This window comes from Segeticoccus rhizosphaerae, assembly GCF_005222685.1.
GTDB lineage: Bacteria > Actinomycetota > Actinomycetes > Actinomycetales > Dermatophilaceae > Segeticoccus > Segeticoccus rhizosphaerae.
The window spans coordinates 15,696-27,933 of record NZ_SWMA01000001.1 but is presented as its reverse complement, the minus strand read 5'-3'; the positions used below and the strand labels follow the sequence as shown (position 1 = coordinate 27,933).

Sequence of the window (12,238 nt, the reverse complement as noted above, 5' to 3'; positions counted from 1 at the left end):
CCGCAAGGAGTCATCATGCAGCTCGGTCTGATCGGTCTCGGCAAGATGGGCGGCAACATGCGGGAGCGGCTGCGGGGGGCCGGCCACGAGGTGGTGGGCTACGACCGCAACCCCGAGGTCAGCGACGCCACGAGCCTGCAGGACATGGTCGAGAAGCTGGAGGCGCCCCGCACCGTCTGGGTGATGGTGCCGGCGGGCGACCCGACCCGCGAGACCGTGGCACAGCTGGGCGACCTGCTCACCGAGGGCGACCTGGTGATCGACGGCGGCAACAGCAGGTTCACCGACGACTTCGCCAACGCGGAGCTGTTGCAGGGCAAGGGCATCGGCTACGTCGACTGCGGGGTCAGCGGCGGCATCTGGGGCCTCGAGAACGGCTACGGCCTGATGTGCGGTGGCGACCGCGAGCTCGTCGAGCGGGCGATGCCGATCTTCGACGCGCTGCGGCCCGAAGGCCCCCGGGAAGAGGGGTTCGTCCACGCCGGCGAGGTGGGAGCCGGTCACTACGCGAAGATGGTGCACAACGGCATCGAGTACGGCCTGATGCACGCGTATGCCGAGGGGTTCGAGCTGCTCGAGGCCAAGGACATCGTCAAGGACGTGCAGGGCTGCTTCAAGGCCTGGACCCGGGGCACCGTGGTGCGCTCCTGGCTGCTCGACCTGATGGTCAAGGCGCTCGAGGAGACCCCCGACCTCAAGGGAGTCAGTGAATACACCACCGACTCCGGCGAGGGGCGCTGGACGCTGGAGGAGGGGATCGCCAACGCCGTGCCCATGCCGGTGCTCGCCGCCTCGCTGTTCGCCCGGTTCTCCTCCCGCCAGGAGAACTCGCCGACCATGCAGGCGGTCTCGGCACTGCGGGGCCAGTTCGGCGGCCACGCGGTGCGAATGCTCGGCGACGAGCACGCCGAGGTCAGCCCCGCGGCCGAGCCCAAGAAGGACGAGGGGGCCCCGCGCCCCGGCGCCCGCGACGACTCCGGTGCCGGCAAGGACGTCGCCGGCGCCGGGCCGTCCTCGGGCACGGGAGAGGTCGGCGGCGACGGTCCGACCTCGGGCACCGGCTCGACCCACTGACCGCCAGCCCCTCCACGTCGATCCCGCCCATGTCGACATGTACCTGAAGCACCTCACCGTCGGCGACTTCCGTAGCTATCCCACCGCTGAGCTGCCGCTCGCACCGGGCGTCACGACGCTGGTGGGGCTCAACGGGCACGGCAAGACCAACCTCGTGGAGGCCGTCGGCTACCTGGCCACCCTGGCGAGTCACCGGGTCTCCACCGACGCGCCACTCGTCCGCCACGGCGCGGACAAGGCCGTGGTCCGCGGCCTGGTCGTGCGCGACGAGCGCGAGACCCTGATCGAGCTGGAGATCACGCCGGGCCGGGCCAACCGCGCCCGGCTGGGCCGCTCTCCCGTGGCGCGGCCGCGCGATGTGCTCGGTTCACTGCGCACGGTGCTCTTCGCCCCTGAGGACCTGGCCCTGGTCAAGGGGGATCCTTCCGAGCGGCGGCGGTTCCTCGACGACCTGCTCGTGGCCCGGCAGCCACGGTGGGCCGGCGTCCGCTCCGACTACGACAAGGTCCTCAAACAACGCGGCGCGCTGCTGAAGTCGGCCCAGCCGGTGCTCCGCAGGGGCGGCTCCCGGCGCCGGCCGCCGGACGCCGAATCGGTGGAGGACGCGCGCGCCAGCGCACTGCACACCCTCGACATCTGGAACGCCCAGCTCGCGGCGGTCGGCTCCTCGTTGCTCTACGCGCGGTTGCGGCTGCTGCACGACCTGGTGCCCTACCTCTCGGCGGCCTACGACGAGGTGAGCGCCGGCCGGGCGGGCGCGCACGCGGCATACAAGTCGTCGGTGCGGGAGGAGCTGGCCGCCAAGATCGCCGCGGGAGAGGTCCCGACCCAGCAGGAGCTGCACGACGAGCTGCTCGCCTCGTTCGACCAGGTGCGCGACCAGGAGTTCGAGCGCGGCGTGACGCTGGTCGGGCCGCACCGCGACGACATGGTGCTCACTCTCGGCGAGCTCCCCGCCAAGGGCTACGCCAGCCACGGCGAGTCCTGGTCGTTCGCGCTCGGACTGCGCCTGGCCGCCTACCAGCTGCTGCGGCACGACCTCGGCACCGACCCGGTGCTCATCCTCGACGACGTCTTCGCCGAGCTCGACGTGGGCCGGCGCGAGCGGCTCGCCGCGCTGGTGGCCGACGGCGAACAGGTGCTCATCACGGCCGCCGTCGAGGCCGACGTGCCCACGTCGTTGGCCGATACTGGGCGGACGTTCGACGTGACCATGGGAGAGGTGAGCCTGCGTGCCTGAGCCGGGTGAGCCGGAACAGCCCGACCCGATGGCGGCGGCCGCGGAGGCGCTGGCCCGGGCCCGGCGCGCCGCCCGGGCGCGCGGGCTGCGACCGGGGAGCAAACCGCTTCCCCGGCGGCGCTCCCCCGACCAGGCCACCACGGGCAGGACGGGTGGGCGAGACGGCAGGGACCCGGCGCTGCTCGGCGACCAGCTCGACCGGCTGCTGCTCGACCGCGGCTGGAACGCCGACGTGGCGGCCGGCTCGGTCATGGGCCGCTGGCCCTCGATCGTCGGGGCCGACGTCGCGGCGCACTGCGCGCCGGTGACCTTCGAGGACGGCATACTCACGGTGCGCTGCGACTCGACCGCCTGGGCGACCAACCTGCGGTTGATGTCGGCGACCCTGATGGGCCGGATCGAGCAGGAGGCCGGTGAGGGCGTCGTGACCGAGCTGCGGGTGCACGGGCCGAGCGCTCCGTCGTGGAAGCGCGGCCCCCGGCGGACGCCCGGTCCCGGGCCGCGAGACACCTACGGCTGAACGGCGGTATGGCGCGCTCGCGCCCCGTCTCGTGTGTCGGGACACAGGACTACCCCGGATCGTGCCGGATTTTGCCGTTTCCGGGCCTCCAGTGGCCGGTTCGCACTGCCTGGGGCGGTAGGATGGAGGAGTACAGACGGCCTTGCCGCCGCGCCGCGTGCGTGCCCCTCCCGGGTGTCCGGCGCGTTCGACACAGGCCGTTCTCCGTGTCCGCGATCCGCCGTGAGACGCGCCGCAACGCCAAAGGAGCACCGTGTCCGAGGTCAGCCCTGACGACAACTTTGAGCACGCAGAAACCCCCGACCTGTCGGTGACCCCGCCCGTCGGGGGGACGGGGGACCAGACCGAAGGTGCGGACGAGATCCCGCAGACCCCGGCGCACGAGGTGACGCGGGAGGCCCAGACCGGCAGCCTCGCCAGCGCGCCGGCCTATGACGCCAACGCGATCCAGGTGCTCGAGGGCCTCGAGGCGGTCCGCAAGCGACCGGGCATGTACATCGGGTCCACCGGCGAGCGTGGCCTGCACCACCTGGTGACCGAGATCGTCGACAACTCCGTGGACGAGGCGCTGGCCGGGTATGCCGATCACGTCGACATCACGCTGCTCGCCGACGGCGGCGTGCGGGTGCGCGACAACGGCCGCGGCATCCCCACCGACATCCACCCGATCGAGAAGGTCTCCGCGGTCGAGCTCGTGCTCACCCAGTTGCACGCGGGCGGCAAGTTCGGCGGTGGCGGCTACAAGGTCTCCGGCGGCCTGCACGGCGTCGGGTCCTCGGTGGTCAACGCGCTGTCCAGTCGGCTCGAGGCCGAGATCCGGCAGAAGGGCCACCGGTTCACCATGGACTTCGAGCTCGGGGTGCCGACCGCGCCCCTGCAGGACCGCGGTGAGCTCGACGACCCTGGCGAGACCGGCACCACGATCACCTTCTGGGCCAGCCCGGAGATCTTCGAGACCACGACCTACGACTTCGAGACGCTGCGGTCGCGCTTCCAGCAGTACGCGTTCCTCAACAAGGGCCTGACCATCACGCTGACCGACGAGCGCCCGGTCGCGGCGCCGGTCGCCGACGACCCGGACGCTCTCGAGGAGGACGTGGACGAGGCCGAGGAGTCCACGCCCGACAAGCCGCGCACCGTGTCCTACCGGTATGACGAGGGGCTGGTCGACTACGTCAAGCACCTCAACTCCTCCAAGCGCAGCGAGGCCGTCAACGCGGAGATCATCGACTTCGAGACCGAGGACACCGAGCGGGTCATGTCGCTCGAGATCGCGATGCAGTGGACCTCGGCCTACTCCGAGTCGATCCACACCTACGCCAACACGATCAACACGCACGAGGGCGGCACCCACGAGGAAGGCTTCCGCGCGGCGCTGACCAAGCTGGTCAACGACTTCGCCCGCCGGCAGAACCTGCTCAAGGACAAGGACGACAACCTCACCGGTGACGACGTCCGCGAGGGCCTGACCGCGGTCATCTCGGTCAAGCTCGGTGAGCCCCAGTTCGAGGGTCAGACCAAGACCAAGCTCGGCAACTCCGAGGTCAAGGGCTTCGTGCAGCGCGCCGTGACCGACGAGTTCGGGCACTGGCTCGAGGCCCACCCCGGTGAGGGCAAGGAGATCGTGCGCAAGGCGATCCAGGCCGCCGCTGCCCGGCTCGCTGCCCGCAAGGCGCGCGAGGCGACCCGACGCAAGGGCCTGCTCGAGACCGGCGGCCTGCCCGGCAAGCTGCGTGACTGCCAGAGCAACGACCCGACCATCTCCGAGGTCTTCATCGTCGAGGGCGACTCCGCCGGCGGCTCGGCGGTGCGCGGTCGCAACCCGCACAACCAGGCGATCCTGCCGATCCGCGGCAAGATCCTCAACGTCGAAAAGGCGCGGATCGACAAGATCCTCGCCAACAACGAGGTCCAGGCGCTCATCTCGGGTTTCGGCACGGGCATCGGTGAGGACTTCGACATCACCAAGGCGCGCTACCACAAGATCGTGATCATGGCCGACGCCGACGTCGACGGCATGCACATCCGAACCCTCTTGCTGACGCTGCTCTTCCGGTTCATGCGGCCGCTGATCGAGGCGGGCTACGTCTACCTCGCCCAGCCACCGCTCTACCGTCTGAAGTGGAGCAACGCGCCGCACGAGTTCGCCTACAGCGACCGCGAGCGCGACGCCCTGGTGCAACGCGGTATGTCGGCCGGTCACCGCCTGCCCAAGGACGCCGGCATCCAGCGCTACAAGGGCCTCGGCGAGATGGACTACCAGGAGCTGTGGGACACCACGATGAACCCGGAGCACCGGATCCTGTTGCAGGTGACCCTCGACGACGCGGCTGCCGCCGACGAGATGTTCTCGGTGCTCATGGGTGAGGACGTCGAGAGCCGGCGGCAGTTCATCCAGCGCAACGCACGGGACGTCCGCTTCCTGGACATCTGATGAGCGGCGCCCGAGGCCACGGCACAGGGGGCGCCGCCACACGACATACGAATTTGACTGGAAGACAAGGGAACTCGAGTGACTGACCAGACTCCCCCGATCGAGCACGACCGCACCGAGGCCGTTGACATCAACACCGAGATGCAACGCAGCTACATCGACTACGCGATGACGGTGATCGTGAGCCGGGCGCTGCCGGACGTGCGCGACGGGCTCAAGCCGGTGCACCGCCGCGTCGTCTACGCGATGTATGACGGTGGCTACCGCCCCGACCGCGGCTACAACAAGTGCTCGCGCGTCGTCGGTGAAGTGATGGGTCAGTATCACCCGCACGGTGATTCGTCGATCTACGACGCGTTGGTGCGGCTGGTGCAGGACTGGTCGCTGCGCTACCCGCTCGTCGACGGGCAGGGCAACTTCGGTTCGCCGGGCAACGACGGTGCCGCGGCGCCGCGATACACCGAGTGCCGGATGACACCGCTCGCGCTCGAGCTGGTGCGCGACATCGAGCGCAACACCGTTGACTTCAAGGACAACTACGACGGCAAGACGCAGGAGCCGGTCGTCCTGCCGAGCCGGTTCCCCAACCTGCTGGTCAACGGGTCGGCGGGCATCGCGGTCGGCATGGCCACGCAGATCCCGCCGCACAACCTGCGCGAGGTGTCCGCGGCGGCGCAGTGGCTGCTGGAGCACCCGGAGGCGACCCGCGAGGAGCTGCTCGCCGCGGTGATGGAGCGGGTCCCCGGACCCGACTTCCCCACGGGCGCCTTGATTCTCGGTCGCAAGGGCATCGAAGAGGCCTACCGCACCGGACGCGGGTCGATCACCATGCGCGCGGTGGTCGAGGTCGAGGAGATCCAGGGCCGGCAGTGCCTGGTGGTCACCGAGCTCCCCTACCAGGTCAACCCGGACACGCTGGCACAGAAGATCGCCGAGCTGGTCAAGGACGGTCGCCTCGCGGGGATCGCGGACCTGCGCGACGAGACCTCGGGACGCACCGGTCAGCGCCTCGTGATCGTGCTCAAGCGCGACGCGGTGGCCAAGGTCGTGCTCAACAACCTCTACAAGCACACCCAGCTGCAGCAGACCTTCGGGGCCAACATGCTGGCCCTGGTCGACGGGGTGCCGCGCACGCTGCCGATCTCGGCGTTCATCCGCCACTGGGTCGAGCACCAGGTCGACGTCATCGTGCGGCGGACCACCTTCCTGCTCAAGGAGGCCGAGGAGGCCATCCACATCCTGCGCGGGCTGCTCGCGGCCCTCGACGCACTGGACGAGGTCATCGCCCTGATCCGGGCCTCCGCGACGGTGGAGGTCGCGCGCGACGGCCTGATCGAGCTGCTCGACATCGACGAGATCCAGGCCCGCGCCATCCTCGACATGCAGCTGCGGCGGCTCGCGGCCCTGGAGCGGCAGAAGCTGATCGAGCGGCACGACGAGCTGCAGCGCCAGATCGACGAGTACACCGCGATCCTCGCAAGCCCGCAGCGGCAGCGGCAGATCATCAGCGAGGAGCTGGGGGTCATCGTCGACAAGTACGGCGACGAGCGACGCACCCGGATCGTGCCCTTCGACGGTGACATGTCGATGGAGGACCTCATCCCCGAGCGGGACGTCGTCGTCACCATCACCCGGGGCGGCTACGCCAAGCGCACCCTGGTCGACCTCTACCGCTCCCAGCGGCGCGGCGGCAAGGGCGTCAAGGGTGCCTCGCTGCGCGGCGACGACATCGTCGACCACTTCTTCACCACGACCACCCACCACTGGCTGCTCTTCTTCACCAACCTGGGCCGGGTCTACCGCGCCAAGTCCTACGAGCTGCCGGAGGCGGCCCGCGACTCCAAGGGGCAGCACGTCGCCAACCTGATGGCCTTCCAGCCGGGTGAGCAGATCGCCCAGGTGCTCGCCGTCAAGGACTACGAGAGCTCGCCCTACCTGGTGCTGGCGACCGAGCGCGGCCTGGTCAAGAAGACGCGCCTCGCCGACTACGACTCACCGCGCAGTGGCGGCCTGATCGCGGTGAACCTGCGCGACGGTGACGAGCTCGTGGGTGCCGGGCTGGCTTCCGCGGACGATGACCTCATGCTGGTCTCGGTCAAGGGCCAGTCGGTGCGCTTCCCGGCCGACGACGCGACGCTGCGACCCATGGGCCGCGCGACGAGCGGCGTCACCGGGATGAAGTTCCGTGAGGGCGACCGGCTGCTGTCGATGAACGTGATCGAGCAGGGCACCGATCCCTCCGTCTTCGTGGTCTTCGAGAACGGCTTGGCCAAGCGCACGCTCGCGTCGTCCTACCGCGTGCAGGGGCGCGGGGGTCTTGGCATCAAGGTGGCGAAGGCGTCCGACAAGGGTGGCCACCTGGTCGGCGCCCTCACGGTGGACGAGGACGACGAGGTCATGGTCGTGATGGAGCGCGGCAAGATCGTGCGCTCGCGGGTCGACGAGGTGCACCTCACCGGCCGGGACACGAGCGGTGTGCGGTTCGCGACCCCGGACAAGAGGGACTCCATCGTCGCCGTCGCCCGCCAGGCGGCACGTCTGGTCGAGCTCGAGGAGGAGGCTCCCGACGGCGACGTGGCCGATGGCGTGGTCGCGGCCGATGCCGAGGTGACGACCGAGGCTGCGGACGTTGCTGCGACGGACGGCGCCACGGACGAGGCACCGGACGGCGCCACGGGCGCGGGTGGCACAGTGGACGTCGCCGATGCCGTACCGTCAGAGCAGGCGCAAGACGCGTCGGCCGACGACCAGGCGGACCGGGACGAGCAGGGCGGCGACGCGGGAGGTAGCCAGTGAGCACCAACGAGCAGGGCAAGCGGCCCTCGGGTCGGCTCGCGCCCCAGACCAGGGCCGCCACGACCCAGCAGCTCCCGCGGCAGAGCGGTTCGGGCCAGGGGACCGGCGGCACCGGCAACCGCAACTCCGCACCCGGCCGGGCACCGTCCGGCGCGCGGCCCGCCGGCGCCCGCCCCCGGGTCGGGCGATCCGCTCCGCGCCGGGTCAAGCTGACCGTCTCGCGGGTGGACCCCTGGTCGGTCATGAAGATCTCGTTCCTCATCTCGGTCGCCCTCGGCATCGCCGGGGTGATCCTGATGGCCGTGATCTGGACCCTGCTGTCCGGCATGGGCGTGTTCGCCGACGTCAACGGCATCGTCCACGACCTGACCCAGGGCGAGACCAACCCGAGCACCTTCGACCTGATGGACTACATCGGCTTCGGCCGCGTCGTGTCGCTCTCGGTCGTCATCGGGGTGATCGACATCATCCTGTTGACCGCCATCGCGACGCTCGGCGCCTTCCTCTACAACATCTGCGCCTCCCTCGTGGGCGGTCTGCAGATGACCCTCTCGGACGACTGACCGCCGCCGACCGGCCATCCGGCGCACGCGGCATACCCGATCGGCCGGCCCCACCGGTTGCGTCCGGGACGGCCGTTTTGATCGCATCCGCGCCGGTGGGGTAACCTCGTCCAGCGCGGTGGGCGCGACGATCCGGTCGCGTCGGCTGCGCAGTCGCAGACGGTGCACGGGCCTATAGCTCAGACGGTTAGAGCGCTTCCCTGATAAGGAAGAGGCCGGAGGTTCAAGTCCTCCTAGGCCCACCATCTCTGCTCGTCCTGACTCAGGGAGTCCGTCATGGTCAAGAAGCTCGTGCTGCTGCTGGCAACCGCTGCCGGCGCCGCGTTCGTGCAGAAGAAGATGAAGGACCAGCAGGCCGAGCAGGACCTCTGGGCCGCGGCGACCGACCGCGTGCCGCCGCGCGACTGAGGCGACTGAGCAAGCACAACTGAACAACCCCTCGGGGGCGTGGCGCAATTGGTAGCGCACCTGCTTTGCAAGCAGGGGGTTGTCGGTTCGAGTCCGATCGCCTCCACCCGAGTGACGAGCCCCCGCGCAGGGATGACCCTACGCATGGACCTGCCGGTGTGCCGGGTGCCTCAATCGCGCTCCGGCCGCAGCCGACGCCGGGTGGCCTCGGTCAGCCTCTTCCGCAGCACGTGTGCAAGGTGCCGTGTGGGCACGCCGTCCAGGGTGGGCGTCGGTGGTGGCCAGCCGGTGCGCACCTCGCCGAAGTCGGGCCCGCGCCGCATCGAGCCGGACAGCGCGCCCACAACCAGGTGCACCATGAGGCGAAGCTGCACCGGTCCGGGCAGCTTCGCCTTGGGCGTGGGTGCCGCCCGCTGCGCCAGGTGCCCCAAGTCACCGACGACCCGGACACCACTGGCCGCGATCTGCTCGACGGCCTCGGCGCCGAACTGGGCAGAGCGGTCGAGGGCCCATCCCGGCGTGCTGATCGGCCCTTCGCCGGGCCCGGGCTCGCGCTCGGTGAGGATGCGGCGGAAGGCACCGTCGCGGATCACCTGCTGGTAGTCCGCCCACGGCACCTCGTGTCGCGCCACGTGCCCGTTGACCCGGCGCAGCAGCTCGCACTCCAGCGCGGACATCGACCGGTTGGCACGGTCTCCCGGCGGGCGGGTGAGGAAGTCCTCCTCGAGGCCGAGCAGCCGCTCGAACACGTGGTAGAGCCAGGTGTGGTCCCGCTCGTCCAGCACCGCAGCCGTCAGGCGCTCCGGGCCCACGACGCCGGCCCACCGGTCAATCAGCGAACCGTGGTCGTGCCGGGTCCAGAACGCCTGCTCCGCACGTGCCTCTGGTGAGTCGGTGAGGACCTGCTTCAGCCACTGCTCGTAGTGGCGCCTGCGCCCGCTCTTGAGCGTCTGCTGCCACGACGAGGGGAGGATCCGCGCGAGCGGCCGCAGGGTGACGACGACGTGCACCCTGTCGCCGCCGAGCGCCGAGCAGACCTGCTCCGCCTGCGTGGCGCCGGCGACGTCGAAGAACTCGCTGCTGAGCACGACCCGACCACGCGTCCGCCGCACCCGCGACGCGAGCCGCTCCCACTCCTGCTCCGGGAAGGTTCCTCCCCCACGGCCCCTGAACCCGAAGCCGAGGCCCAGCGCCGCCATCGCTTCCCGGGAGTGCTGGTTGCCCCGCCCCGGATAGGCGATGTCGCGCTCGGCCAGCCGGTCTCGCGACGCCGCCAGGGCCGCCTGGATCGCGGTCGTGCCCGTCTTGTGCGGGCCGATGTGTAGCAGCACCGCGTCCCGCGGCAGTGGCTCCAGATCTGCTGGTGTCGTCCCGTTCACACCGCGAAGCAAAGCACATGGGGTATGCCGTGACATCGAGCGGCGGGGCGCGTCGCACCTCCTGCTCCGCTCGACCTGCGCGGCCCGGCGCCCGGCTATAGCATCGAAAGGCTCATCTCGTTGCTGCCGGTCGAGACCACCACGTCCCGGTCGACCTGGCCTCTGGAGAACCCATGAGAACACCCTCGTCCCAACCCCTGTCCGCTTCCTCGTCGCGACGGCCTCCCACGTCGGGCGGTCGGCGTCGGCTGCGTGCCGCCGCCCTGCTCGGCGCCAGCGCGTTGACGGCTGCCCTTGCCGTGGCTCCCGTTGCCGCACACGCGGATCCGGGCAAGCAGACGACCGACGACACGTGGGCCACGCCCTGGGCGCAACGCGCGCCGGACAGCGCGTTCACCCCTGCGGCGGACGCCACCGGCACCCCTGCCTGCTCGCTCCCCGACGGGCGAGTCTCCACCTTCGTCCACTGCTACACACCCGCACTGATGCGCGCGGCATACGGCGTCAACCACCTCACCGACCAGGGTGAGGGACAGACGATCGTCCTGGTCGACTCCTACGGCAGCCCGACGGCGATCCAGGACGTCAACCACTTCGCAGCGACCTTCGGGATGCCGACGCCGAACGTCGACCAGGTCTTCCCGCTGGGCGACCCCGGATTCCTCTCGGGCGGTGGCAGTTCCACCGGCAACGGATCGGGCACCTCCGGCCCGGTCTCTGCCGAGGGGTGGGCCGGCGAGGCCAACCTTGACGTCCAGTGGGCCTACAGCATCGCCCCCAAGGCACACATCGTGCTGGTGGCGACCCCTGTTGCCGAGACGCAGGGAGTGCAGGGTCTGCCGAACATGATGAAGGCGATCGACTGGGCCATCAAGAAGTACCCCTCCGGCACGGTGTTCTCGATGTCACTGGGCACCGACGAGTCCGCCTTCGCTGGCAAGTCGCCCGCCAGCCAGTTCGCGCGCTTCGACCAGACCTTCCAGCGCGGCCTCGCCAAGGGCGACACCTTCTTCGCCGCCTCCGGCGACAGCGGGACGGTCGGATCGACCCGCCCACACCACCAGGGGGCGACCAGTCCGGTGCCCCAGGTCAGCTACCCCAACGTCTCGCCCTACGTCACCTCGGTCGGTGGCACCCAGCTGCAGTACAAATGGACGTGGAACCCGACCGGCGAGGACCGGCCGTTCACCGCGACCGGCTACAACCCGCCGTACTGGGCCTACACCCAGGGCGGGGACAGCGAGGCGGTCGGTGACGAGCCAGCCTTCGAGTTCGGTACGGGCGGCGGCCTGAGCACGGTGTATCCGCGGCCCTCCTGGCAGGACAGCGTGGCGTCAGTGGTCGGCGACCACCGTGGCGTGCCCGACGTGGCGTGGAACATGGCGCTCAACGGCGGCACGATGGTCTACCACAGCTTCTTCCCCAAGACGAACGGCGTGGGCTGGTCCATCTATGGCGGTACCTCGGCGTCGACGCCGCAGATGGCGGCGCTCGTGGCGATCGCCAACCAGGCGCGCGCCCAGGCGGGCAAGGGCCCGGTGGGCAACCTCAACGCGATGATCTACAGCCCGAGCTTCGGCCGGTCGGCGGCCTTCCGCGACATCGTCCCGGAGACCTACGGCACCGTCCCGAGCGGTGTCCGGGACGACAACCAGATGTGGACGATCGACGCGTTCGGCATCCTGCAGCGCGGTCCGGTGCCCGGCATGCCGACGACCTCGGGCTACGACCTGACGACCGGTTTCGGCACGCCCAAGGCGAAGGGCTTCGTCAACCAGCTCGTCCAGCACTGAGGGTCCCGGGTCAGGGCTCGCCCCTGACCGA

Annotated in this window: 9 protein-coding genes and 2 tRNA genes; 10 read left to right on the top strand and 1 reads right to left on the bottom strand. The window is 70.2% G+C overall.

Translation table 11 applies throughout. The features are described 5' to 3' along the window. Positions 1 to 15 precede the first annotated feature (15 nt). From gnd to FCN22_RS00095, 9 genes are all read left to right on the top strand, one after another. Positions 16 to 1,074 carry a phosphogluconate dehydrogenase (NAD(+)-dependent, decarboxylating) gene (gene gnd, locus FCN22_RS00130; RefSeq protein ID WP_137119505.1) on the top strand — a complete coding sequence of 353 codons (1,059 nt, stop codon included), beginning with the start codon at positions 16 to 18 and terminating at the stop codon, positions 1,072 to 1,074. A 37-nt stretch (positions 1,075 to 1,111) separates the two neighbouring features. Further along, positions 1,112 to 2,314 carry a DNA replication/repair protein RecF gene (gene recF, locus FCN22_RS00125; RefSeq protein ID WP_137119504.1) on the top strand — a complete coding sequence of 401 codons (1,203 nt, stop codon included), beginning with the start codon at positions 1,112 to 1,114 and terminating at the stop codon, positions 2,312 to 2,314. Then, positions 2,307 to 2,834: a DciA family protein gene (locus tag FCN22_RS00120; RefSeq protein ID WP_373681267.1), complete on the top strand. Its 528-nt coding sequence runs from the start codon at positions 2,307 to 2,309 to the stop codon at positions 2,832 to 2,834. Before recF ends, FCN22_RS00120 begins: the two co-directional genes overlap by 8 nt. A gap of 385 nt (positions 2,835 to 3,219) precedes the next feature. Further along, the gene (gyrB, locus tag FCN22_RS00115; RefSeq protein WP_238384442.1) at positions 3,220 to 5,268 is read left to right on the top strand and encodes a DNA topoisomerase (ATP-hydrolyzing) subunit B; all 2,049 of its coding nucleotides are present in this window, start codon (positions 3,220 to 3,222) and stop codon (positions 5,266 to 5,268) included. A 141-nt stretch (positions 5,269 to 5,409) separates the two neighbouring features. After that, the gene (gene gyrA, locus FCN22_RS00110; protein ID WP_238384441.1) at positions 5,410 to 8,064 is read left to right on the top strand and encodes a DNA gyrase subunit A; all 2,655 of its coding nucleotides are present in this window, start codon (positions 5,410 to 5,412) and stop codon (positions 8,062 to 8,064) included. Continuing rightward, complete coding sequence (locus FCN22_RS00105) at positions 8,061 to 8,627, top strand: DUF3566 domain-containing protein (RefSeq protein ID WP_137119502.1); 567 nt, start codon at positions 8,061 to 8,063, stop codon at positions 8,625 to 8,627. Before gyrA ends, FCN22_RS00105 begins: the two co-directional genes overlap by 4 nt. 168 nt (positions 8,628 to 8,795) lie before the next feature. After that, positions 8,796 to 8,872, top strand: a tRNA-Ile gene (locus tag FCN22_RS00100). Between the two features lie 31 nt (positions 8,873 to 8,903). Further along, positions 8,904 to 9,035: a DLW-39 family protein gene (locus FCN22_RS22025; protein ID WP_238384423.1), complete on the top strand. Its 132-nt coding sequence runs from the start codon at positions 8,904 to 8,906 to the stop codon at positions 9,033 to 9,035. 33 nt (positions 9,036 to 9,068) lie between these two features. Continuing rightward, a tRNA-Ala gene (locus FCN22_RS00095) sits at positions 9,069 to 9,141 on the top strand. 64 nt (positions 9,142 to 9,205) lie between these two features. On the opposite strand, the gene FCN22_RS00090 is transcribed toward FCN22_RS00095, so the two are convergent. Then, a complete protein-coding gene (locus FCN22_RS00090; protein WP_137119501.1) occupies positions 9,206 to 10,414 on the bottom strand; it encodes a hypothetical protein in 1,209 nt (402 codons plus the stop codon). Positions 10,415 to 10,587: 173 nt separating this feature from the next. On the opposite strand from FCN22_RS00090, the gene FCN22_RS00085 reads away from it, so the two are divergent. Continuing rightward, positions 10,588 to 12,207 carry a S53 family peptidase gene (locus tag FCN22_RS00085; protein WP_137119500.1) on the top strand — a complete coding sequence of 540 codons (1,620 nt, stop codon included), beginning with the start codon at positions 10,588 to 10,590 and terminating at the stop codon, positions 12,205 to 12,207. The last annotated feature ends 31 nt before the right edge of the window (positions 12,208 to 12,238 follow it).

What these genes read in the sequence shown, in the direction of transcription:
- gnd (WP_137119505.1), top strand. Translation starts at nt 16, where the DNA reads ATGCAGCTCGGTCTGATCGGTCTCGGCAAGATGGGCGGCAACATGCGG.
- recF (WP_137119504.1), top strand. Translation starts at nt 1,112, where the DNA reads ATGTACCTGAAGCACCTCACCGTCGGCGACTTCCGTAGCTATCCCACC.
- gyrA (WP_238384441.1), top strand. Translation starts at nt 5,410, where the DNA reads ATGCAACGCAGCTACATCGACTACGCGATGACGGTGATCGTGAGCCGG.
- FCN22_RS22025 (WP_238384423.1), top strand. Translation starts at nt 8,904, where the DNA reads ATGGTCAAGAAGCTCGTGCTGCTGCTGGCAACCGCTGCCGGCGCCGCG.
- FCN22_RS00085 (WP_137119500.1), top strand. Translation starts at nt 10,588, where the DNA reads ATGAGAACACCCTCGTCCCAACCCCTGTCCGCTTCCTCGTCGCGACGG.